Genomic DNA, 22,525 nt, shown 5'->3' on the forward strand with positions numbered 1-22,525 from the left:
AGTGACGGAGGGGACTGCCGCACATGACCTGGCTGATCACCGGCGGAGCCGGCTACATCGGGGCGCACGTCGTGAGGGCGATGACCGAGGCGGGCGAACAGACCGTCGTCTACGACGACCTGTCCACCGGCATCGCCGCGCGCGTGCCCGACGGCGTCCCCCTGGTGCAGGGTTCGGTCCTGGACGCGGAACTCGTGGCCCGCACCCTCGCCGACCAGGACGTCACCGGAGTCGTCCACCTCGCGGCGAAGAAGCAGATCGGCGAGTCGGTCGACCGGCCGCTGCACTACTACCGGGAGAACGTCGAGGGCCTGCGCGTCCTTCTGGAGGCGGTGACCACGGCCGGTGTCCCGTCCTTCGTGTTCTCGTCCTCGGCGGCCGTCTACGGCATGCCGGACGTGGAGGTGGTCACCGAGGAGACGCCGTGCGTGCCCATGTCGCCGTACGGCGAGACCAAGCTTGCGGGTGAGTGGCTGGTCCGCTCGACGGGCCGGGCGACCGGTCTGTCCACGGCCTCCCTGCGCTACTTCAACGTGGCCGGGGCCGCCGCCCCCGAACTCGCCGACGTCGGGGTCTTCAACCTCGTCCCCATGGTCTTCGAGAAGCTGACCGAGGACGCGCCCCCGCGCATCTTCGGCGACGACTACGCCACCCCGGACGGCACCTGCGTCCGCGACTACATCCACGTCGTCGACCTGGCCGAGGCCCACGTCGCCGCGGCCCGCGCCCTCCAGGCCTCCCCCGGCCGCGCCCTCACCCTCAACATCGGCCGCGGGGAAGGCGTTTCGGTCCGCGAGATGATCGACCGCATCAACGCGATCACCGGCTACGACCGTCCCCCGACCGTCCACCCCCGCCGCCCCGGCGACCCGGCCCGCGTCGTCGCCTCCGCCGACCGCATCACCACCGAACTGGGCTGGAAGGCCAAGCACGACGTCCAGGACATGATCACGTCGGCGTGGGAGGGGTGGGTACGGCTGCATCCGGGGGCGGCGCGGGCCTGATGGACCGTGGCTCCAGGGAGGAGCGCGCCGTGGGCGCCGTCCTCGGCTCCGCCGTCGGCGACGCGCTGGGCGCGCCCTTCGAGTTCGGACCCGAGGGCGCCTTCTCCGCCCGGTTTCCGGCGCCCGGCGACGGCGGCGAGATGTGCGGCGGCGGGGGCTGGGACCCGGGCGAGGCCACCGACGACACGCAGATGGCCGTGCTCGTCGCGGAGTCGCTGCTGGAGTGCGAGGGACTCCGACTCCCGGACATGTACGGGCGGTTCCGGCGCTGGGCAGCCGCCGATCCGAAGGACATCGGCCTGCAGACCGAGGCCGTGCTGAGCAGCGGCGACCCCTGGGACCTGGCCGCCGCGCTGCACTTCCAGACCAGTCAACGGGGTGCCGGGAACGGTGCGTTGATGCGTGCCGCGCCCTCGTCGGTGTACTTCGCCCGCGCGGGCCGTGACGCCACGATGGACGCCGCCCGCCGCATCTCCGCCCTCACCCACGGAGACCGCGCGGCCTGGGAAGGCACCGCCGTCCTCCACGAGGTGATGCGCGTCGCGCTGGACGGCGGCGACCCGCTCGGCGCCGTCGAGGCGACCCTCGGGTACGTCCACCCCGACCACCGGGAGCGGTACGCCGTCGTCCTCTCCCCCGACTGGCACCCCGATCTGGCAACGGAGTTCAACGGCGCCGTCTGGCCCTGCCTCGGCTCCGCCCTCTGGGCCGTACGCACCACGTCCTCCTACGAGGAGGCCCTGCGCGCCGCGATCGACCTCGGCGGCGACACGGACACCGTCGCCGCCGTGACGGGCGGGCTCGCCGGGGCGGTGTACGGGAGCGCGGCGATCCCCGAACGCTGGAGCGCGGCCCTGCGCGTACCGTTGCCGGGGTTCGGCGGGCGGGTGCTGCTGGCGGCCGAACTCGGTGAACTGGCGCGGCGGTTGGACCGGGCGGGAGGGTGACACGCCGGCCGGCCGGTGAGCCGTGCGCGATCGCCGTCGGCCGCGGGGCCGCAGAGCCCTACAGCGCCTTGAGCCCCTCTGTGGTGGCCCGGGCCAGCGCCCCCAGGTATCCCTTCGGCAGCTTCGGGCTGCGGATCACCACGGCACGCCAGTACAGGGGGCCGGAGATCAGGTCCAGGGCCAGGTCCTCGTCCATGCCGGGGCCGAGCTCACCACGGCGTTCCGCCGCCGCGAGGATCTTGCTGGCCACGCCCTCCTGACCCTCGCGCAACGCCTTCTGCATGGCGTCGGCGATCTCCGGGTTCCGGGCCGCCTCGGCCTGGAGGTCAGGGATGATCTGTGAGGCCACCGGGTGGCGCAGGGCCCGCGACGTCACCTCGTACAGCATCCGGAGGTCACCCTCCAGCGAACCGGTGTCCGGCGTCGGCAGTCCCATCACCGCGATCGCCGAGACGACGTCGAGCACCAGGTGCAGCTTCGAACGCCAGCGGCGGTACACCGCCGTCTTGCCCACCCCGGCGCGGCGCGCGATCCCCTCGATCGACATCCGGGCATACCCGACCGCCGCCAGCTCCTCGAAGACCGCCGCGCGGATGGCTTCGGTCACATCCTCGCGGAGTACGGCCGCCCCGGCGGGGGTTCGGCGGCGCTGACGTGTTGCGGGCTCGTCGGCGTTGGTCGTCATAGCTCAAGCATAGGGGCGTTGCGACGAAACGGTTGCGTTCCGACGCGGGTGGGGCGCGTCGCGACGAAACGGACCCGTCCCGCCCGGCACGTACCGACGCAACGGGCCCGCCCCGGCGCAAACCCGGCGACCCTAACGACCCGATCACATCCGTGACGACGAAACGGTTGCGTTCCGACGCCGAATCGGCCTACGCTCACGTTGCGACGATACGGTCCCGTCCCGACGTAAGAGAACGTAAAGAGAAGCGTAAGGAAACGCCGGGCAACGGGACACCGCAGCCGGACGCACGCATTCCCCTCCCCCCGAGCGAAAGCAGCGGATGTGAGCCAGGTCCTCCACACACCGCCCCATTCGCCGGCCCCGGCCGACGAAGACGACCTCGCGGCGCTCGCCGCCCGCCACGGCCTCACGGTCAGCGGCGCCCGCCCCTCCCTGCCCGAGTACGTCCGGCAGTTGTGGGAGCGGCGCCACTTCATCACCGCGTTCGCCACCGCCAAGCTGACCGCGCAGTACAGCCAGGCGAAGCTGGGTCAGATCTGGCAGGTGATGACGCCGCTGTTGAACGCGGCGGTGTACTACTTCATCTTCGGTGTGCTGCTGGGCACCAAGAAGCACGTGCCCGACTACATCCCGTTCCTGGTGACGGGCGTGTTCATCTGGACGTTCACGCAGAGCTCGATCATGGCGGGCACCCGGGCGATCTCCGGCAACCTCGGCCTGGTCCGGGCGCTGCACTTCCCCCGGGCCGCGCTGCCGATCTCGTTCGCGCTGCAGCAGCTCCAGCAGCTCCTGTTCTCGATGGCCGCCCTGGTCGTCATCCTGATCTGCTTCGGCGTGCCGATCAGCTTCTCCTGGCTGCTGGCGATCCCGGCGCTGATCCTGCAGTTCACGTTCAACGCGGGCGTCTCGATGGTCATGGCGCGGATGGGCGCGAAGACTCCGGACATCGCCCAGCTGATGCCGTTCATCCTGCGCACCTGGATGTACCTCTCCGGCGTCATGTGGAGCATCTCCAAGCTGACCAAGGGCGACAACCTGCCGCACGGGGTGACGATCGCCCTGGAGACCAACCCGGCGGCCGTCTACATCGACCTCATGCGCTACGCGCTGATCGACAGCTTCCACTCCAGCCAGCTCCCCCCGCACGTGTGGGCGGCCGCGACGGGCTGGGCGCTGGTCGCCGGCGTCGGCGGCTTCATCTACTTCTGGAAGGCTGAGGAGACGTACGGCCGTGGCTGAGCAGACCATCGAGTACCACACCGAGCGGACCCCCGTGGCCGCCGACAGCACCATCCCCACCGTCGTCTGCGACGGCGTCGACATCATCTACCGGGTCAACGGAACCGGCGCCGGACGTGGCTCCGCGACCGCCGCCCTCAACCGCATGCTGCGCCGCGAGAAGGCCGAGAAGGCGGCGGGCGTGCGCAAGGTGCACGCGGTCAAGAAGGTGTCGTTCGTCGCCTACAAGGGCGAGGCGATCGGCCTCATCGGTACGAACGGTTCCGGCAAGTCGACCCTGCTGAAGGCGGTCGCCGGCCTGCTCCCGGTCGAGAACGGCCGTATCTACACCCACGGCCAGCCCTCCCTCCTCGGCGTCAACGCGGCGCTGATGGGCGACCTGACCGGCGAGCGCAACGTCTACCTCGGCGGCCTGGCCATGGGCATGTCCCGGGAGCAGGTCAAGGAGCGCTACCAGGGCATCGTCGACTTCTCCGGGATCAACGAGAAGGGCGACTTCATCACGCTCCCCATGCGGACGTACTCCTCCGGCATGGGCGCCCGGCTGCGGTTCTCCATCGCCGCCGCCAAGGACCACGACGTACTGCTCATCGACGAGGCGCTGGCCACCGGCGACCGGTCGTTCCAGCGGCGTTCCGAGGAGCGGATCCGCGAGCTGCGGCAGCACGCGGGCACGGTCTTCCTGGTCAGCCACAACAACAAGTCGATCCGCGACACCTGCGACCGCGTGCTGTGGCTGGAGCGCGGCGAGCTGCGGATGGACGGGCCGACGGAGGAGGTCCTGGAGGCCTACGAGAACTTCACGGGCGGCGCCGACAAGCCCAAGGAGAAGGCCGCCTAGAAGTCCTTTTGGACGTCCTCGTCCTGGAACACCCAGGTGCGGTAGACCAGGAAGCGGAACGCGGACGCGAGCACGATCGACAGGGCCTTCACGAGATTCGCCCCGAGCGGACCGTGGAGGCCCAGCCCGTGGTACCCGACGTAGAAGAGCCCGCTCTCCATGAGGACGCCGATGCCGCTGAAGGCGAAGAACAGCGCGATACGGCGGGCGCCGGGGGCGTCGCGGTCGCGGTAGGTGTAGTAGCGGAAGCCGAGGTAGTTGGCGCCCATGGCCACGCAGCTGGCCAGGACGGTCGCGAGCATCGCGGGCCAGCGCAGGCCGTGCAGCAGGGCGTTGAAGACCGCGAAGTTGACGAGAACGCCGCTGCCGCCGACGATCCCGAATTTCACGACTTCCAGCACGACCTTCCGCACCGGCCGTACGGGGGCGGCGGTCGCGCGTTCCTCGGTGAGATTGAGAGTCACATCACCAGGCTTAGCGGGGCTGGGTAAGCGCTCCCCCTGATTACCCCTAAGGCACCCCGTGAAAAAGCGCCCCGAGCCATTGCGGCCCGGGGCGCCTGTGCCGTCGTAGGAACGGCGACGGCATGGTCGTACGTACTACGAATGCGTCCGCAGCAAGGTGCGCATCGTCCGCATCGCCACGGACAGGTTGGCGAGGTCGAACATCTCCGAGCCCTGGATCTCGTCCAGGGTGGTGCGGGCGCGGCCGAGGATCGCGGCGTTCTTCTTCTCCCAGGCGGTGAAGCGCTGCTCGGGGGTCGAGGTGCCGTTGCCCGCCGTGAGGATGTCGGCGGTCAGGGCGGCGTGGGCCGCGTACAGGTCCTCGCGGATGGAGGCGCGGGCCATGGACTGCCAGCGGTCCGCGCGGGGCAGCTCGATGATGCGGTCCATGAGCTGGGTGATGTGCAGGCGGTCGGCGAGGTCGTAGTAGACCTCGGCGACGTCCATCGGGTCCTTGCCCGTGCGGTCGGCCACCGAGACGATGTCGAGCGCCGGGAAGGCGGAGGAGAAGCCGGCCACGTGGGTGGCGAGTTCGGCGGGGACGCCGGCGCCGGTCAGCTCGTCGTAGATCTGCTGGTACCACTCCAGGTCCGCGCCGCGCAGCAGCTTGGGCAGCTGGGACCAGACCTGCTCGACGCGCTCGCCGAAGAACTCGACGGTCTCGGTGAGCTGGAGCGGCTGCGGCCGGTTGTTGAGCAGCCAGCGGGTGCCGCGCTCGCACAGGCGGCGCGAGTGCAGCCGGATGCGGGTCTGGACGGGTGCCTCGACGGTGTTGTCGAGGGCCTCGACGCCGTCCCACACCTCGGCCGCGTGGAAGATCGCGCGGGCCGCGGTCTGCGCCCGGACGATCTCCTCCAGGGAGGCTCCGGTCTCCTCGCGCAGGCGGTGCAGGAAGCTCGTACCGCCCGTGTTGACCGTGTCGTTGACGAGGACCGTGGTGACGATCTCGCGGTGCAGCGCGTGGGTGTCGATCTGCTCGGCGAACTTCTCGCGCAGCGCGCTCGGGAAGTAGGCGTGCAGCAGGGTGCGCAGGTAGGGGTCGTCGGGGAGCGTGGTGTGCAGCAGCTCGTCCGAGACCGTGATCTTCGTGTACGCCAGCAGGACGGCCGTCTCGGGGCCGGTCAGCCCCTGTCCCTGGGCGAGGCGTTCGCGGATCTGGCGGTCGGTGGGCAGGAACTCCAGGGCCCGGTCGAGGTGGCCCTCGCGGACCAGGGTGCGCATGAAGCGCTGCTGGGCGTGGAGCATGTCCTTGGACTGGGCCAGCGCGTTGGCGATCGCGGTGTTCTGCGCGTAGTTGTTGCGCAGGACGAGCGCGCCGACCTCGTCGGTCATCTCGGCGAGGATCTTGTTGCGCTGCTTGACGGTCATGTCGCCGTCGGTGACCAGGCCGTTGAGCAGGATCTTGATGTTCACCTCGTGGTCGGAGGTGTCCACGCCCGCGCTGTTGTCGATCGCGTCCGTGTTGATCTTGCCACCCTGCTGGGCGAACTCGATCCGGCCGAGCTGGGTCAGGCCCAGGTTGCCGCCTTCGCCGACGACCTTGACACGCAGGTCGGCGCCGTCGACGCGGATCGCGTCGTTGGCCTTGTCGCCGACGTCCGCGTGGGACTCGGTGCTGGCCTTGACGTACGTCCCGATGCCACCGTTCCACAACAGGTCGACCTGCGACTTGAGGATCGCCTTCATCAGGTCTGCCGGCGTCATCTTGGCGACCTTGTCCTCGATGCCGAGGGCCTCGCGGACGTGTGCGTTGACGGGGATCGCCTTGGCCGTACGGGGGTAGACGCCGCCGCCGGCCGACAGCAGGTCGGTGTTGTAGTCGGCCCAGCTGGAGCGCGGCAGCTCGAACATGCGGCGCCGCTCGGCGTACGAGACGGCCGCGTCCGGGGTGGGGTCGAGGAAGATGTGCCGGTGGTCGAAGGCGGCGACCAGGCGGATGTGCTCGCTGAGCAGCATGCCGTTGCCGAACACGTCACCGGACATGTCACCGACGCCGACGACCGTGAAGTCCTCGCTCTGGGTGTCGACGCCCAGCTCCCGGAAGTGCCGCTTGACGGACTCCCAGGCGCCGCGCGCGGTGATGCCCATCTTCTTGTGGTCGTAGCCCGCGCTGCCGCCGGAGGCGAAGGCGTCGCCGAGCCAGAAGTTGTAGCTCTCGGCGACCCCGTTGGCGATGTCCGAGAAGGTCGCGGTGCCCTTGTCGGCGGCGACCACCAGGTAGGTGTCGTCCTCGTCGTGCCGGACGACGTCCGCCGGGGGGACGACCTCGCCGGCCACCAGGTTGTCGGTGATGTCGAGCAGGGCCGAGATGAACATCTTGTAGCTGGCGATGCCCTCGGCCAGCCACGCGTCCCGGTCCACGCTCGGGTCCGGGAGCTGCTTGGCGACGAAGCCGCCCTTGGCGCCGACCGGCACGATGACGGTGTTCTTCACCATCTGCGCCTTGACCAGCCCGAGGATCTCCGTACGGAAGTCCTCCCGCCGGTCCGACCAGCGCAGCCCGCCGCGCGCGACCTTGCCGAAGCGCAGGTGCACGCCCTCGACGCGCGGCGAGTACACCCAGATCTCGTACGCCGGCCGCGGTGCGGGCAGGTCCGGGATGGCCTGCGGGTCGAACTTCATCGAGACGTACGCGTGCGCGTGCCCGCCGCGTGCCTCCTGGAAGAAGTTGGTGCGCAGGGTCGCCTTGATGACGGTCAGGAAGGAGCGCAGGATGCGGTCCTCGTCGAGGCTCGCCACCTGGTCGAGCGCCGCGTCGACCTCTTCGAGGAGGGCGTCCACGATCTCGCGTCCGGCGCGCTGCCGGTCCGGCGACATCCGCGCCTCGAACAGGGAGACGAGCAGCCGCGTGGTGTGGACGTTGTTGCGGAGGGTGTCCTCCATGTAGTCCTGGCTGAAGGTCGAACCGGCCTGCCGCAGGTACTTGGCGTACGCCCGCAGCACCATCGCCTGCCGCCAGTCGATCCCGGCGCTCAGCACCAGCGCGTTGAAGCCGTCGTTCTCCGCCTGCCCGGTCCAGGTCGCGGCGAACGCCTCCTGGAACCGCTCGCGGCCGTCGTCGCCGAGGTAGTCCCCGTTCCCGTTCTGCGACTTGGGCATCCGCAGCCCGAAGTCGTAGATCCACGCCGTCGTACGGTCCGAGCAGCGCAGTTCGTACGGCCGCTCGTCGACGACCTCGACGCCGAGGCGGCTGAGGACCGGCAGGACGGCGGAGAGGGAGACCGACTCGCCCTTGCGGTAGATCTTGAAGCGGCGCTCGTCGGGGGCGGCGCCCACCGGTTCGTAGAGGCTGAGCGCGAAGGCCTGCTCCTCGGTGAGCTGTTCCAGGTGGACCAGGTCGGCGACGGCGGCGCGCGGGTTGTGGTCGGCCTTGTAGCCCTCGGGGAAGGCGTTGCCGTAACGGCGGATGAGTTCGGCCGCGCGCTCCTCGCCGCACTCGGCGTTCAGCGCCTCGCCGAAACCGTCGGCCCAGGAGCGGGCGGCCTCCACGAGGCGGGCCTCGATGCGGTCCTTGTCGGCGTCGGACAGCTCGGGCAGTTCGGTGCCCTGCGGGACGCGGACCACGAAGTGCAGCCGGGAGAGGATCGACTCGGTGTTCCAGGCGGTGAAGTCGACGCTGGTGCCGTCGAGTTCCTCTTTGAGGATGTCGATGATTCGGAGGCGTACGCCCGTGGTGTAGCGGTCGCGCGGGAGGTATACGAGGGCCGAGTAGTAGCGGCCGTACTCGTCCTGGCGCAGGTAGAGGCGCAGCCGGCGGCGTTCCTGGAGGTAGAGCACGGACGTGACGATCGAGCGGAGTTCGTCGACCGGGGTCTGGAACAGCTCGTCGCGCGGGTACGTCTCCAGGATCTGCAGCAGGTCGCGCCCGTCGTGGCTGTTGGGCGAGAAGCCGGCGCCCTCCAGCACCTCGTCGACCGTGCGCCGGATCACCGGAACCCGGCGGACGGACTCGGTGTAGGCGGCGGAGGAGAACAGGCCCAGGAAGCGGCGCTCGCCGACGACCTCGCCGTTCTCGTCGAACTTCTTCACGCCCACGTAGTCGAGGTACGACGGCCGGTGCACCGTGGAACGGCTGTTGGCCTTGGTCAGGACGAGGAGCTTGTGCTCGCGGGCCTTGGCGCGGGCGTCGGCCGGGAGCCGCTCGAAGGACGGGCTCACCGGGTGGTGGTCCTCGCCGGCGTGGAGCGGGTCGGAGCGCAGGATGCCGAGGCCGGTGCCGGGGACCGCGGCCAGCGAGTCGTCCTGGCGGAGCTGGTACTCGCGGTAGCCGAGGAAGGTGAAGTGGTCGGCGGCCAGCCAGCGCAGCAACTCGCGGGCCTCGCCGACCTCGCTGGAGGGCAGGTCGGAGGCGGTCGGCTCGGCGGGCAGCTCGTCGGCCATCCGCAGCGCCAGGTCGCGCATCTTCTCCCAGTCCTCGACGGCCTCGCGGACGTCGGACAGGACGCGCAGCAGGTCGGCGGTGATCTGCTTCAGGTCGGCGCGATCGGTCTCGCGGTCGATCTGGACGTGGATCCAGGACTCGGTGTGCGTGTCGTGCGGCAGCTCGCCGGTGGGCGGAGCGGTGAGCACCTCGATGAGCTTGCCGGTGAGGTCGCGGCGGACGACGACCTGCGGGTGGATCACGACGTGGATGCCCCGGCCCTGGCGGGTCAGTTCGTTGGTCACGGAGTCGACGAGGAAGGGCATGTCGTCGGTGACGACCTCGACGACGGTGTGGCTGCACGTCCAGCCGTTCTCCTCGACCGTCGGGGTGTGCACCCGCACGTTCGCCGTGCCCTGGGGGCGGGTCTCGGCCAGCCGGTAGTGGGAGTAGGCGGCGCCGAAGACGTCGACCGGGTCGCGGTCGGCGAGGTCCTCCGGGGCGGTGTGCAGGTAGTAGCGCTGGAGGAACGCGAGCACGGTGTCCCGGTCCGGGGTGCCCTCGTCCGTCTTCCCGGTCGGTAGGTGCCCCCCGACCGGGCTGTTCTCAGCTACCCGGGCAGCCCGTTCGAGCAGCTCGGCCTTGGCTTCGTCCAGCTTGGTCTGCATTGTCCTCTGGCTCCTGTCGCGCGCCGTTGCGTGACGTAGAAGGAAGTTCGATGTCTTCCCCTGCGGCTCGACGCCACGGCCCGGGGTGTCCGGTCTGCTCAGACGCTATGCCGCAAGGTGAGATGAGCGGTGGGTTATCAGCCATTTTCGGCACGCCCGAAGGGTGTGACACTGCTCTCTGCAGCGCCGGTACCCGGGGTGTGCACGGCGTCCTGGGAGCCCTTGGAGCTCCGTCCCGCCCGCGCGGACCTGTGAGACAGGCCCTGGGACCAGCGACCGCCGCCCGGTCACGGATGTCGTCCGTGGTCGCCGGGCGCGGAGCAGGGGCGACGATGCCCCCGCGAAATATCGCGCTGATCACGCCACAAGGCTATCGCTCCTCACCGGGGGCTCGTCATGAGCCGGTTGTGTACAAAACAGAGGGTGGAACTTTGACGTTGTGCACAGGGGCGTAGAGAGTGAAATCGTCGTATTCACGGGCAGTCGGGACGGTGTCGGCGTCCGCGCGACGAGGGCCCTTGGCAAGCGCTCCGGCGCGCGGGACGTTGCTCATGAGCCGTTGGGCTCCAGAGCTTCCGGGCTCCTGGACCTCCGGGCTCTCGGGTCCACGGCGCCCGGCGAAGACACCCGCCACGGCCACGGAGGAGCGCACCGACATGACAGCGAAGATCCTCATCGTCACCGGCGACGCAGCGGAGTCGCTGGAGGTCCTCTACCCCTACCAGCGCCTGCGCGAGGAGGGCTACGACGTCCATATCGCGGCCCCCGAGCGCAAGCAGCTCCGTTTCGTCGTCCACGACTTCGAACCCGGCTTCGACACGTACACCGAGAAGCCCGGCTACACCTGGCCCGCCGATCTCGCCTTCTCCGAGGTCGACCCCGGCCAGTACGCGGCCCTCGTCATCCCGGGCGGCCGGGCCCCCGAGTACCTCCGCAACGATCCCGAACTCCGCAAGATCCTCAAGTCCTTCTTCGACACGGACAAGCCCGTGGCCCAGATCTGCCACGGCCCCCTGCTCACCGCCGCGATCGACGGCCTGCGCGGCCGGCGCGTCACGGCCTACCCCGCCCTCGAACTCGACATGCAGTCCGCCGGCGCGACCTTCCAGGACGCCGAGACCGTCGTCGACGGCACGCTGGTCTCCGCCCGTGCCTGGCCGGATCACTCCAGCTGGATGCGGGAGTTCCTCACGGTGCTGCGGGCGAAGGCGCCGGTGACGTGAGCTCGGGCGCGCGGCGGCCATTGAGGTACCGGTGTCCTTGAGCAGCGGTGTCCTTGAGCAGCGGTGGCCTGTGAGGCACCGTGCCCCCGTGAGGCGCGGTGCCCTCGGCCCCGTGAGGCAGCATGCACCGTGGGGCGTCGCGCCGTTCCCGGGCGTCGCGGCGTTCCGTCACACCGGCCGGCAGGTCACGGCTCAGGCCGCCGCCAGTCGCTCCGCCTCCGTGACGGCCTCCGCCAGCGAGTCCACCACGGGCACGCCGACCACTTCGAGGCTGGCCCGGCTGTGCGAACCGCCGGTGTACAGCACCGCCCGCGCCCCCACGTGCAGAGCGGCCACGGCGTCGTCGGCCGCGTCGCCGATCACCACCGTGCGCGCGGGGTCCACGTCGGCCAGCGCTTCGAGGTGCCGCACCATGTGCTCGGCCTTGCTACCGCCGGAGGGGCCGGTGCGCCCGTCGACCCGTATGAAGTGCGGCTCTATCCCGAACTCCCGCACCAGCGGGACGAGTTCGTCATGGACGTACATGCTCAGGATCGACTGGCTGCGCCCCGCCGTCCGCCAGCCCGCGAGCAGGTCTGCCGCGCCCTCGGTCAGCCCGCAGACGACCCGGTGCTCGGCGTAGTACCGGTGGAAGGTGTCGTCCATGACCTCCCACTCGGCGTCGGTGGGCAGCCGCCCCAGCAGCCGCTCGTAGAACTTCGGCACCGGCACGCAGTACAGCGTCCGGTACTCATCCATCGTGATCGCCCTGAGCCCCAGCTCGGCGAACGCGGCGTTCGTCGCCCCGATGATCGCGTCATTGTCGTGGAACAGCGTGCCGTTCCAGTCCCAGACGATGTGCGCGTTTGCTTGCATCCCCATGCCAAAAACGTACCCGCCGCCACTGACAATCAAGATAACCGCAGGTCAACAGCCATATGCGGCTGGCTGACCGCCCCTGGACGGACTCAGTCGGCGAGCCCGACGAGGTTCGGGATCTCCTGCGTCGCGTACCAGAGCAGCTCGTGGTCCTCGGCCCCGTCCACGACGAACTGCGCGTCGTCGTCCCCGCGATCCGCCGCCGCGAGCGCGTCGGCCGCGGCGCTCACGTCGTTCTCCGCGTCCCCCAGATCCACGTGCACGGCCGCCGCCTTGGCCAGCGCCACCGTTCCGCTCACCCGCACCTCGCCGAGCGCCGCCGGGTCGAGTCCGCGGTCGGGGTCGGCGTGCGCCGTGCCGTCGGGTACGTCGACGGCGACCACGACCCGCCGCCGCGGCGCGTGGGCGTCGGCCGCCAGCAGCCGCAGCGAGGCCAGCGCGGCCCGGTTCAGCGCCGCGTACTCCAACTCCTCGATGTCGTCGGAGAGATACCACTCGCGCAGCGCGGGTGTGACGGCGTACGCGACGAAGGGTCCCGTCCCCAGCTCACCCGTCTTGTACGCCTCGGCGAGACCGGGGAGGGTCAGGGGGACGTAGACACGCATGGCTGGCCGCTTTCGTAGTCGGAGAGTGCCTCGCGGAGGACGGTGCCCTGCCTCCGGAAGGGCCTCCAGGATACGTGCGCGCGTCCCCCATCGAGTCCCCACCCGCACCACTGGGGGCGTCCACCCCACGCCGGAAATTCACCCGGGGCGCCCCCGCGCTGACGGGCCCGGAGGCCCACTGATCACTCGGATAAGTGAACAATCCGGCCCCTCCGACCCGCCCCTCACCGTCCTTGCCACCCCCGTCCACGGCCCCGTACAAGATCCCCAAGCAGCAAGTTACTTCCCGGTACATACCGGGCCGACCACACGGGGACCCCCATGCACAAGGTCATGACCAGGACCGCCCAGCACACCCCGACCCGCCCCCCGACCCGCCGCGACCCACGCCGCCCGGGCACAGCTTCGCCGCGCGGACAGGGCGGGGGTGCGTCCCGTACGACGACCGGCGACGCCCTGACGATCGCGGCGGACACCGTCAGGGACCCACGTCTCGCGGCGCCCGGAACCGAGGCGGCCCACGACGCGACCCCGGTGGCCCGCACTGCCTCCTCCTCCGCGACGACAGGCCGGAGCGCGACCCGCACGCCCTCCGGGGACGGTCGCCCACCGGCCGCTCCGGGCCGCAGCCTCCGTACGTCGGCCGCGGGCTCAACAGGCCGGGGCGCAGCCCGTACGACACCCACAGCCACGTCCGACCGGGGCTCGGCCCCGACGGCTCTCGCACCGGCGCCAGGCCGCAGCACAGCCCCTGCCACGCCTCCCGCCGCAGGCCGCACCGTGCCCGCCCAGGCCGCACCCGGCCGCGTTCCGCAGCCCCGCCCCACCGATCTCTTCGCCGACCGCCTCCTCGCCGTGCTGAGCGGCCAGCGGCCCGTCCACTGGATGCTCCGGCACACCGCTGGCCGCGCCTACGACGAACTGATCCGGCTCGCCGAACACGGCCCCCTGCGTGCCACCCGGGGCACTCGCCCGGTGGTCCGCGACATCGGCTACTACGTAGCCCGCCCCGGCGCCGTGGAGGCCTTCGCCCGGATCAGCGCCGGTGACCAGGTGCGGGCGATGGCCTTCCGGCTGGAACGGGGCACGGACCTCCGCTGGCGCTGCACGGCGGTGGAACTGGGCGGACCTCGCGCTCCGCGCAGCCCGGACGAGGACTGAGGAGGGCTGACGGCGGACCGGGGCTTGCGGCAGCCGACGGCGACCCGGGGCCGAGGGCAGAGTGGCCGCCCGGGCCGGGAACAGGGCGACCGCCCGCCGGGCCGGTCGCACCCACCGCACCCGGCCCGGAGCCGAGGGCAGGGCAGCCACCCGCCGCACCGGTCGCACCCACCGCGCTCCCGCGCCCCCGCATCTCATCCGCCTGGCACGCACGCCGAAGGGCCGGGCACCTTTACGATGCCCGGCCCTTCAAGGTCTCTCCACGGGGAGCGGCCCCGACGGACTCCGCCCCTCGTTCAGGGGCGTCTGTCGCGCCTCGCCGCCCGCCCGCGCGGAGCGACCGTCACTTCTTGCGGCGGCTGCCCCGGCGCCCCTGCTTGCGGCGCTCCGCGCGCGTGAGGCCGTCCGCCTCGGAGCGCACCGGCTCGTCGTCGCTGGTGAAGTCGCCCTCGACGATGCCGCCCTCGCCGTCCACGCTGGGCGCGGAGAAGTGCAGCCGGTCCGGCCGCTGCGGAGCGTCGAGCCCCTTGGCGCGGATCTCGGGGCGGGCGCTCGCCTGCGCGGGAACCGTGTCCTCCTTGTCGAGGGAGGTCGGCTGCGCGTCCTCCACGGGGACCTCCTCGACCTGCTGCTCGACCTGGACCTCCAGGTTGAACAGGTAGCCGACGGACTCCTCCTTGATGCCGTCCATCATGGCGGTGAACATGTCGAAGCCCTCGCGCTGGTACTCGACCAGGGGGTCCTTCTGGGCCATCGCGCGCAGGCCGATGCCCTCCTGGAGGTAGTCCATCTCGTAGAGGTGCTCGCGCCACTTGCGGTCCAGGACCGAGAGCACGACCCGGCGCTCCAGCTCACGCATGATCTCGGAGCCGAGCTGCTCCTCGCGGCCCGAGTACTGCTCGTGGATGTCGTCCTTGATGGACTCGGAGATGAACTCGGCGGTCAGACCGGCCCGGTCCCCGGCCGCCTCCTCCAGCTCCTCCACGGTGACCTTCACCGGGTAGAGCTGCTTGAACGCGCCCCACAGCCGGTCGAGGTCCCAGTCCTCCGGGAAGCCCTCGGTGGTCTCCGCGGTGATGTACGCGTCGATCGTGTCGTCCATGAAGTGCACGACCTGGTCCTGGAGGTCCTCGCCCTCCAGGACGCGGCGGCGCTCGCCGTAGATGACCTCGCGCTGCCGGTTGAGGACCTCGTCGTACTTGAGGACGTTCTTGCGGGTCTCGAAGTTCTGCTGCTCGACCTGCGACTGGGCGGACGCGATCGCGCGCGTGACCATCTTGTTCTCGATCGGCACGTCGTCCGGGACGTTCGCCATGGACATCACGCGCTCGACCATCTGGGCCTTGAACAGCCGCATCAGGTCGTCGCCGAGGGAGAGGTAGAAACGGGACTCGCCCGGGTCGCCCTGACGGCCGGAACGACCGCGCAGCTGGTTGTCGATACGACGCGACTCGTGCCGCTCGGTGCCGAGGACGTAGAGGCCGCCGAGGTCCTTGACCTCCTCGAACTCGTCCTTGACCGCCTGCTCGGCGTTCTCCAGGGCGGCAGGCAGGGCCTGGGCCCACTCCTCGATGTGCTCCTCGGGGTCGAGGCCGCGCTGCCGCAGCTCCGCCTCGGCGAGGTCGTCGGGGTTGCCGCCGAGCTTGATGTCCGTACCGCGGCCGGCCATGTTGGTGGCGACCGTCACGGCGCCCTTGCGGCCGGCCTGGGCGATGATCGGCGCCTCACGGTCGTGCTGCTTGGCGTTCAGCACCTCGTGCTGGATGCCGCGCTTGGCGAGCTGCTGCGAGAGGTACTCGGACTTCTCGACCGACGTCGTACCGACGAGGATCGGCTGCCCCTTCTCGTGCTTCTCGGCGATGTCGTCGACGACCGCCTCGAACTTCGCGACCTCGGTGCGGTAGATCAGGTCGGACTGGTCCTTGCGGACCATCGGCCGGTTGGTCGGGATCGGGACGACGCCGAGCTTGTAGATCTGGTGGAACTCGGCGGCCTCGGTCATCGCCGTACCGGTCATGCCGGAGAGCTTGCTGTAGAGGCGGAAGAAGTTCTGCAGGGTGATCGTGGCGAGCGTCTGGTTCTCGTCCTTGATGTCCACCCCTTCCTTCGCCTCGATCGCCTGGTGCATGCCCTCGTTGTAGCGACGACCCGCGAGGATACGGCCGGTGTGCTCGTCGACGATCATGACCTCGCCGTCGATGACGACGTAGTCCTTGTCCTTCTTGAAGAGCTCCTTGGCCTTGATGGCGTTGTTCAGGTAGCCCACCAGAGGGGTGTTCACCGACTCGTAGAGGTTGTCGATGCCCAGCCAGTCCTCGACCTTGGAGACGCCGCCCTCGTGGATGGCGACCGTGCGCTTCTTCTCGTCGACGTCGTAGTCGCCCGTCTCCTCCAGGCCCTTGAGCGGGTTGCCGGCCTCGCCCTTCTTCAGGCGGGTGACCAGCTTGGCGAAGTCGCCGTACCACTTGGTGGCCTGGTCGGCCGGGCCGGAGATGATCAGCGGCGTACGGGCCTCGTCGATGAGGATCGAGTCGACCTCGTCGACGATCGCGAAGTTGTGGCCGCGCTGCACCAGTTCGTCCTTCGACCACGCCATGTTGTCGCGCAGGTAGTCGAAGCCGAACTCGTTGTTCGTGCCGTACGTGATGTCGCACGCGTACTGCTCGCGGCGCTGGGCCGGGGTCATGTTGGCCAGGATGCAGCCGACCTCCAGGCCCAGGAACTTGTGGACGCGCCCCATCATCTCGGAGTCGCGCTCGGCCAGGTAGTCGTTGACCGTGATGAGGTGGACGCCGTCCCCGGAGAGGGCGTTCAGATACGCGGGCAGGGTGCCGACCAGGGTCTTGCCCTCGCCGGTCTTCATCTCGGCGACGTAGCCGAGATGCAGGGCCGCGCCGCCCATCATCTGCACGTCGTAGTGGCGCTGGCCGAGGACGCGCTTGGCGGCCTCGCGCACGGTGGCGAACGCCTCGGGCAGCAGGTCGTCCAGGGTCTCACCATCGGCGTAGCGCTGCTTGTACTCCTCGGTGAGGGCCTTCAGCTCGGCGTCGGAGAGGTCGACGAAGTCCTCTTCGATGGAGTTGACCTGGTCCGCGATGCGGTGCAGCTTGCGCAGGATCTTGCCTTCGCCTGCACGCATGATCTTCGAGAGGACGGACACGGGGGTTGGTCTCCTTGCCGGTCGGGCCTGGGACGGTCGGTTTCCAATGACATGGCTGAGCAACGGCCATCGTATGCGAGGACCCCGCCACGCCGGGAGCCTGCCGGGGACGCCGACCGTCCACTACTTCAAAAACGCTTCAAAGGGGACAACGGCCGGGAGTCGCCGATGGTGCCGTGCCACTCCGAGGAATTGCGCGAAATGTGATCACCCGCTCACGCAGCGCAAAAGCATGGCGCCTTTGTGCGCCTCCGAGCAGAATCGGCCGATGGAACCCGTCACGCTCACGACCGACCGCCTCCTCCTGCGCAGCGTCGGCCCGCAGGACACCGATGTCGTGTACTCCGCGGCCCAGGATCCGGATATCCAGCGCTGGACGACGATCCCTTCGCCCTACCTCCCGGAGCACGCGCGGAGTTTCACCGAGCAGCTGGTCCCCGAGGGCTGGGCGAACTGTTCGATGTTCACCTTCGGTGTCTTTCTCCCCGAAGGGGAGCTCGTCGGCATGCTCGGCATCACGATGCGCTCCCTGGGCGTCGGCGAGGTCGGCTTCTGGGCCACCAAGCAGTACCGGGGCAACGGCTACATCACGGAGGCCACCGTCGCCGTCTCCCGCTGGGCCTTCACCCGGCTCTCGATCGACCGCGTGGAATGGCGCGCGGAGGTCGGCAACAAGGGCTCCCGCGCGGTCGCCGAACACGCCGGCTTCACCATCGAGGGCACGCTCCGCTCCGCGATCAACAACAAGGGCGTACGACGGGACTGCTGGGTCGCCTCCCTGCTCCCGTCGGACCTGGGCCTGCCCTCGACCGCGCCGTACCTGCCCGGCCAGTCGTAGAGCGGTAGATCCGCAGGTCAGCGCGGGCTGTCAGTGGCACCCTCTATCGTGCGGAGACATGACGAGTGCCCCGCGCCCCACGACCGACCTGTCGGCAGCCGACGCCCGCCGCATCGCCCTGCGCGCACAGGGTTTCCTCGGCGCCCCCGACCGCCGCGCGGGTGTGCGCGGCGTGCTCCGCCATCTCGGCGCGGTCCAGCTCGACACCATCTCGGTCCTCGCCCGCTCCCACGAACTCATCCCGTACGCCCGCCTCGGCGCCGTCCCCCGCAGGACTGTCGAGGACGCGTACTGGACCCAGACGCACGCCTTCGAGTACTGGTCCCACGCGGCCTGCATCCTCCCCGTCGAGGAGTGGCCCCACTTCGCCTTCCGCCGCCGCGCCTACCGCGGCCGGCCGCACTGGAACCACGACCTCCCGGACGGCACCTACGACCAGGTGATCAAGCAGCTCCGCGCCGAAGGCCCCCTCACCTCCACCGAGTTGGGCGGCGCCAAGCGCACCAGCGAGTGGTGGGACTGGTCCGGCGCCAAGGTCGCCGTGGAGCGCGCGCTCATGTACGGCGAGGTGGTGTGCGTGGAGCGCCGCGGCTGGAAGCGGGTGTACGACCTCGCGGAGCGCGCGATCCCGGATCGGCTGCTGCACGACGAGCTGGATGACACCGAGTGCCTCCGCCGTCTGGTCCGGCTGGCCGGCCAGTCACTGGGCGTCGGCACCCGCGCGGACATCGCCGACTACCACCGCCTCAAGGGCGAGCAGGTCGACGCGGTGATCGCCGACTCGGGCCTGGTCCCGGTCACGGTGGAGGGCTGGGGCAAGCCTGCCTGGGCCGACCCCGCGGCCCTGGAGACCGCCCCGCGCGGTCGCCACCGCACCACGCTCCTGTCCCCGTTCGACTCCCTGATCTGGGAGCGGGCACGCACGGAGCGGATCTTCGGCTTCACCCACCGCCTTGAGGCCTACGTCCCCAAACCGAAGCGGATCCACGGCTACTTCGCGATGCCGGTCCTCGCCGGCGGCCAGTTGGTCGGCCGCGTGGACCCGGCGCGGGAGGGCCGCACCCTGGTGGCCAAGCAGGTCACCCTGGACGGCGCGAAGGCCGTCCCGTCCGTGGCGCAGGCCCTGGTCGAAGCCGCGAGCTGGGTGGACTGCACGGACGTACGCGTGGAGCGGGTCGACGCCCCCGAACTGCGCGCGCCCCTCGCCGGAGAGCTCCTGCGCCTGCTGGCGTGAGGGTCACCGGATTTCGAGGATCTTCTCCCGCATCGCGTAGACGACGGCCTCCATCCTGGAGTGCAGCTGCAGCTTCTCCAGGATGTTGCGCACATGGTTCTTCACGGTGTTCTCGGAGATGAACAACTGCTTGGCGATATCGCGGTTGTTCATCCCGGTGGCGACGAGTTTGAGAACCTCCAGCTCACGATCGGTGAGCCGCGGCGCCGGCACCAATCGGCGCTCGTCGGTGCGCTGGATCATCGACTTGAACTCGGTGAGCAGCTTCGACGCCATGGAGGGGCTGATCTGCGACTGCCCGTCGGCCACTGCGCGAATGGCGGTGGCCACCTCGTCGGTCGAGATCTCCTTGAGGAGATATCCCGTCGCGCCCGCCTTGATCGCGTCGTAGAGATCGGCCTCTTCGTCGCTGATCGTCAGCATGATGATCTTCGCGCTGGGTGCCACCTCCTTGATGGAGGTGCATGCCTCGATCCCGCCCCGCTTCGGCATCCGTACGTCCATCAGGACGATGTCCGGCAGCAGGTCCGCGGCCTTGTCCACGGCCTCGGCGCCGTCGCCCGCCTCGCCGACGACCTGGATGTCCTCCTCGGCCGCCAGCACGATCTCCAGGCCTCGGCGGAAGAGGGCGTGGTCGTCCACGACAAGGACTCTGATCGGCTCCTTGCGTGTCGAGCCCGCTTCCGGGCCCATGGCGACGACGCCATCGGCATCCTCGACATGCATCGGTCCGAAGCTGTCCGCCATCGTTCCTCCCCCTGAAGGCTGTGGCCTGTGGTCCTGCGCCATCGCCAACCCAAGGCAGCGGCCCACCGGTTGGGCCCTGTGCGGCCATGATTCCATGCCCGGACGACAGTGCGGTCACGGAGCGGGGCGCGAAGTGGTCGCACACCGGTGCCCCTGGGGGCGCACACGCGCTCCAGGGGCACCGGCTCAGCTGTCGCCGGGTGGGTCAGCCGCCCAGCGTGCCGCCCGCCGCCGGCGGTTGCGCCTGGGTGACCATCGGGTCCGTGCTGAGGTGGATGACGCCGTAGTCGTAGGCGTGCCGTCGGTAGACGACACTCGGTTCCTTGGTCTCGGAGTCGACGAACAGGTAGAAGTCGTGTCCGACCAGTTCCATCTCGTAGAGGGCCTGGTCGAGGGACATCGGAGAGGCGACGTGGGTCTTCTCGCGGACGATGAGGGGGCCTTCGCCCTTCACTTCCAGCGAGCCGATCTTCTTGGTGGGCACACCGTCCGACTGCTCGTCGGGGGCGGCGTGGCCGTTGCCGTTGAGCGTCGCCGCGCCCGGGACGTGGTCGGGGACCTCGGCGGCAGTGAGGCGACGGGCACCACGGCGCGTGTGACGCTTGTCGTGCTGCTTGCGCAGCCGGGCATCCAGTTTCTCCGCCGCGAGGTCGAGCGCCGCGTACGGATCGTTGGCCGATGCCTCCGCCCGGATCACCGGACCGCGGGAGCGGAGCGTGATCTCCACCCGGTCGCAACGGTCGGCCTGTCGGGGGTTGGGCTCCTTGGACACCTCGACGTCGAGGCTGATCACCTTGCCGTCGAGCTTCTGGATCTTCTCCAGCTTCAGCTTCTCGGCCACGTGCTTGCGGAACCGCTCGGGCACCTCGGTCTTGCGGCCCTTGACGACGATGTCCACGCAGAACTCCGTTCCCGGATCACTCCGCTTCGCTGCGGAGCGTCTCCCTTTTGCACCAGGCCCCGGTCACCCCGGAACCTCGGACTCGGTGACTTCCACCTCCTCCTCCCCCATGGGCAAGATCTCCACCCCATGGCCACGGGTGATTGCAGAAAACCCGCAGCACGGCATTCGGATAGGAGAGGTGCGGCCTGCGCCTTTCTCTCACAACCGAACATATCTCGCCCGGACGGATGTCGTCACCCTCTACCGCGGCGTACCTCCGTTCAGGTGAATTGGTCCTGTCATTACCTGCAACGACGCAAGTTTGCAGTCAGTTCCGGTTTATTTCGAAGGAATCCGGCGACGCCGCGATCACGGCTGCACAGATCAGGTCACCGGGGCCGTTCACACCCACGATTCCCGGTGCACTGAGTGCCATGTGGCTCCCCTTCTCCTTTGCTGCCTGCATCTGTTCCCCTCTGCCTTCCCGGGACACACCCGCGTACACAGCCGTAGTTGCTCCAACTGCTCCTCCCCGTCCATCGCGGGTGATCCCCTCACGCACGGCACGCGCCGCCTCCCACAACGAGGCCCCCGTCGTCATCAGGTCGTCGACAAGCACGACCGGACCGCCGACCAGCAACCCGGCACCACCCGCGACCACCTCCAGGGCACCGGCGAGATTGTCCAGCCGCTGCCGGGAGTTGAGCCCCGACTGGTCGGCCACCCACCGCCGCTGCCGCAGCACGGCCACCACCCGGGCCGGCGTCCCGCTCCGCCGCAACTCCCCCGCCGCCGCGAGGGCGATCCGCCGCGCCGGATCATGACCACGGGCCCGCACCACACCCCGCGCGGAGGGCACGGGAACCAGCAACACCGGGGCCTGCACCCCGCTCCGGAACGGGGCATCCCCTACGCCCGGCCCGGGTGGCCCCGCAGGTGCCCGCCGTGCTCCCGCGGGTGCCTGCCGCGCCCTCGCTGCCGCCCCCTCGGCCCAGTCGTCCGATTCACCCTCGCTGCCCTCATCCCCCTCCTCTCTCAGCTCACCGAGTCCCGGCATCCAGTTCCCGTCCAGCCCCGCCGAACCTCCACCCTGTCCCGTCGAACTCCCGCACTGCCCCGCCAACACTCCGTCCTGCCCCGTCACGGCCCTGTGACCCCGCACCCGGCACTCCCGGAGCCCTGTCCGCACAGCGCCCGCGAGAGCGGCGCCCAGTGGCCCCGCGAGGGCCAGTGAGCCCCGCTCCTTGTGGGCGAGGAGCATCGCGCGCACCTCGTCCGCGTAAGGAGCCGCCGCATACGTCGCCGGCAGCCCTGACGGCTCGGGCACCGGTCGCACCCGGCTCGGTACGGCCCCGCTCAGGGCGGCACGGCACTCCGGGCAGAGCACCGTGCGAGGCGTCCCGCAGCCTCCGCACTCGGCCGGCAGCACCAGATCCGTGAGGTCCCGCCACCACCCCCGCATGGCCACCACTGTGCCAACGTCCTCGCCGACCGGCCACCCCTGTGGACAACCGGTGGACGCCTGCCTGTGGACAACCCCGCGCAACCGCCGACAGCCGTCCCCCA

17 protein-coding genes are annotated in these 22,525 nt (G+C 70.1%); 8 read left to right on the plus strand and 9 right to left on the minus strand.

The features are described from left to right. Nucleotides 1-23: 23 nt before the first annotated feature. On the plus strand, nucleotides 24-1,004 hold the full coding sequence (gene galE, locus ACWDEW_RS11675) for a UDP-glucose 4-epimerase GalE (RefSeq protein WP_450511872.1): 981 nt from the start codon (nucleotides 24-26) through the stop codon (nucleotides 1,002-1,004). Beyond that, complete coding sequence (locus ACWDEW_RS11680) at nucleotides 1,004-1,951, plus strand: ADP-ribosylglycohydrolase family protein (RefSeq protein WP_450511942.1); 948 nt, start codon at nucleotides 1,004-1,006, stop codon at nucleotides 1,949-1,951. Before galE ends, ACWDEW_RS11680 begins: the two co-directional genes overlap by 1 nt. Nucleotides 1,952-2,009: 58 nt before the next feature. Here ACWDEW_RS11680 and ACWDEW_RS11685 read toward each other — a convergent pair whose 3' ends face one another. Further along, nucleotides 2,010-2,636, minus strand: a complete 627-nt coding sequence (locus tag ACWDEW_RS11685) for a TetR/AcrR family transcriptional regulator (RefSeq protein ID WP_450511874.1) — start codon at nucleotides 2,634-2,636, stop codon at nucleotides 2,010-2,012. A gap of 324 nt (nucleotides 2,637-2,960) precedes the next feature. Here ACWDEW_RS11685 and ACWDEW_RS11690 point away from each other — a divergent pair, with 324 nt between their 5' ends. Next, entirely contained in the window at nucleotides 2,961-3,878 is a 918-nt protein-coding gene (locus ACWDEW_RS11690; protein WP_450511875.1) for an ABC transporter permease, read from the plus strand. Then, nucleotides 3,871-4,719 carry an ABC transporter ATP-binding protein gene (locus ACWDEW_RS11695; RefSeq protein WP_450511876.1) on the plus strand — a complete coding sequence of 283 codons (849 nt, stop codon included), beginning with the start codon at nucleotides 3,871-3,873 and terminating at the stop codon, nucleotides 4,717-4,719. The genes ACWDEW_RS11690 and ACWDEW_RS11695 overlap by 8 nt, the downstream gene beginning before the upstream one ends. On the opposite strand, the gene ACWDEW_RS11700 is transcribed toward ACWDEW_RS11695, so the two are convergent. Together ACWDEW_RS11700 and ACWDEW_RS11705 are read right to left on the minus strand one after the other, a co-directional pair. Further along, nucleotides 4,716-5,183, minus strand: a complete 468-nt coding sequence (locus ACWDEW_RS11700) for a GtrA family protein (protein ID WP_450511878.1) — start codon at nucleotides 5,181-5,183, stop codon at nucleotides 4,716-4,718. The two genes, ACWDEW_RS11695 and ACWDEW_RS11700, sit on opposite strands and share 4 nt — an antisense overlap. Nucleotides 5,184-5,318: 135 nt before the next feature. Continuing rightward, the gene (locus ACWDEW_RS11705) at nucleotides 5,319-10,250 is read right to left on the minus strand and encodes an NAD-glutamate dehydrogenase (RefSeq protein WP_450511880.1); all 4,932 of its coding nucleotides are present in this window, start codon (nucleotides 10,248-10,250) and stop codon (nucleotides 5,319-5,321) included. A 656-nt stretch (nucleotides 10,251-10,906) separates the two neighbouring features. On the opposite strand from ACWDEW_RS11705, the gene ACWDEW_RS11710 reads away from it, so the two are divergent. Next, nucleotides 10,907-11,473 (plus strand): DJ-1/PfpI family protein, encoded by a 567-nt coding sequence (locus ACWDEW_RS11710; protein WP_362983381.1) that lies wholly within the window; start codon nucleotides 10,907-10,909, stop codon nucleotides 11,471-11,473. Nucleotides 11,474-11,665: 192 nt separating this feature from the next. Here the strand turns inward: ACWDEW_RS11710 and ACWDEW_RS11715 are convergent, their stop codons facing one another. Together ACWDEW_RS11715 and ACWDEW_RS11720 are read right to left on the minus strand one after the other, a co-directional pair. Further along, nucleotides 11,666-12,334 carry an HAD family hydrolase gene (locus ACWDEW_RS11715; RefSeq protein WP_450511882.1) on the minus strand — a complete coding sequence of 223 codons (669 nt, stop codon included), beginning with the start codon at nucleotides 12,332-12,334 and terminating at the stop codon, nucleotides 11,666-11,668. 86 nt (nucleotides 12,335-12,420) lie between these two features. Beyond that, nucleotides 12,421-12,936, minus strand: coding sequence for a DUF6912 family protein (locus ACWDEW_RS11720; RefSeq protein WP_450511883.1), 516 nt, complete (start codon nucleotides 12,934-12,936; stop codon nucleotides 12,421-12,423). Nucleotides 12,937-13,269: 333 nt separating this feature from the next. Here ACWDEW_RS11720 and ACWDEW_RS11725 point away from each other — a divergent pair, with 333 nt between their 5' ends. Then, nucleotides 13,270-14,097 carry an Rv3235 family protein gene (locus ACWDEW_RS11725; RefSeq protein WP_450511885.1) on the plus strand — a complete coding sequence of 276 codons (828 nt, stop codon included), beginning with the start codon at nucleotides 13,270-13,272 and terminating at the stop codon, nucleotides 14,095-14,097. A 343-nt stretch (nucleotides 14,098-14,440) separates the two neighbouring features. Here ACWDEW_RS11725 and secA read toward each other — a convergent pair whose 3' ends face one another. Next, nucleotides 14,441-17,257 (minus strand): preprotein translocase subunit SecA, encoded by a 2,817-nt coding sequence (gene secA, locus ACWDEW_RS11730; RefSeq protein WP_450511887.1) that lies wholly within the window; start codon nucleotides 17,255-17,257, stop codon nucleotides 14,441-14,443. Nucleotides 17,258-17,525: 268 nt separating this feature from the next. Between secA and ACWDEW_RS11735 the strand changes: the two genes are divergently transcribed. Both ACWDEW_RS11735 and ACWDEW_RS11740 read left to right on the plus strand, forming a co-directional pair. Then, entirely contained in the window at nucleotides 17,526-18,095 is a 570-nt protein-coding gene (locus tag ACWDEW_RS11735) for a GNAT family N-acetyltransferase (RefSeq protein WP_450511889.1), read from the plus strand. Between the two features lie 58 nt (nucleotides 18,096-18,153). After that, complete coding sequence (locus ACWDEW_RS11740; protein WP_450511891.1) at nucleotides 18,154-19,329, plus strand: winged helix-turn-helix domain-containing protein; 1,176 nt, start codon at nucleotides 18,154-18,156, stop codon at nucleotides 19,327-19,329. 3 nt (nucleotides 19,330-19,332) lie between these two features. Here the strand turns inward: ACWDEW_RS11740 and ACWDEW_RS11745 are convergent, their stop codons facing one another. The 3 genes from ACWDEW_RS11745 to ACWDEW_RS11755 all read right to left on the minus strand — a co-directional run bounded on the left by ACWDEW_RS11745 (nucleotide 19,333) and on the right by ACWDEW_RS11755 (nucleotide 22,421). Further along, nucleotides 19,333-20,076: a response regulator gene (locus ACWDEW_RS11745; RefSeq protein ID WP_026178126.1), complete on the minus strand. Its 744-nt coding sequence runs from the start codon at nucleotides 20,074-20,076 to the stop codon at nucleotides 19,333-19,335. A 205-nt stretch (nucleotides 20,077-20,281) separates the two neighbouring features. Next, nucleotides 20,282-20,974 (minus strand): ribosome hibernation-promoting factor, HPF/YfiA family, encoded by a 693-nt coding sequence (gene hpf / locus ACWDEW_RS11750; RefSeq protein ID WP_019066020.1) that lies wholly within the window; start codon nucleotides 20,972-20,974, stop codon nucleotides 20,282-20,284. A gap of 313 nt (nucleotides 20,975-21,287) precedes the next feature. Then, nucleotides 21,288-22,421, minus strand: a complete 1,134-nt coding sequence (locus tag ACWDEW_RS11755) for a ComF family protein (protein ID WP_450511894.1) — start codon at nucleotides 22,419-22,421, stop codon at nucleotides 21,288-21,290. Nucleotides 22,422-22,525: the final 104 nt, after the last annotated feature.

Source organism: Streptomyces sp. NPDC001100, assembly GCF_053598575.1.

Coding starts and splice junctions, on each gene's coding strand:
- ACWDEW_RS11720 (WP_450511883.1), bottom strand. CDS start 12,936: ATGCGTGTCTACGTCCCCCTGACCCTCCCCGGTCTCGCCGAGGCGTAC.
- ACWDEW_RS11710 (WP_362983381.1), top strand. CDS start 10,907: ATGACAGCGAAGATCCTCATCGTCACCGGCGACGCAGCGGAGTCGCTG.
- ACWDEW_RS11680 (WP_450511942.1), top strand. CDS start 1,004: ATGGACCGTGGCTCCAGGGAGGAGCGCGCCGTGGGCGCCGTCCTCGGC.
- ACWDEW_RS11715 (WP_450511882.1), bottom strand. CDS start 12,334: ATGGGGATGCAAGCAAACGCGCACATCGTCTGGGACTGGAACGGCACG.
- ACWDEW_RS11705 (WP_450511880.1), bottom strand. CDS start 10,250: ATGCAGACCAAGCTGGACGAAGCCAAGGCCGAGCTGCTCGAACGGGCT.
- ACWDEW_RS11740 (WP_450511891.1), top strand. CDS start 18,154: ATGACGAGTGCCCCGCGCCCCACGACCGACCTGTCGGCAGCCGACGCC.
- ACWDEW_RS11755 (WP_450511894.1), bottom strand. CDS start 22,421: ATGCGGGGGTGGTGGCGGGACCTCACGGATCTGGTGCTGCCGGCCGAG.
- ACWDEW_RS11685 (WP_450511874.1), bottom strand. CDS start 2,636: ATGACGACCAACGCCGACGAGCCCGCAACACGTCAGCGCCGCCGAACC.
- ACWDEW_RS11735 (WP_450511889.1), top strand. CDS start 17,526: ATGGAACCCGTCACGCTCACGACCGACCGCCTCCTCCTGCGCAGCGTC.
- galE (WP_450511872.1), top strand. CDS start 24: ATGACCTGGCTGATCACCGGCGGAGCCGGCTACATCGGGGCGCACGTC.
- ACWDEW_RS11725 (WP_450511885.1), top strand. CDS start 13,270: ATGACCAGGACCGCCCAGCACACCCCGACCCGCCCCCCGACCCGCCGC.
- ACWDEW_RS11745 (WP_026178126.1), bottom strand. CDS start 20,076: ATGGCGGACAGCTTCGGACCGATGCATGTCGAGGATGCCGATGGCGTC.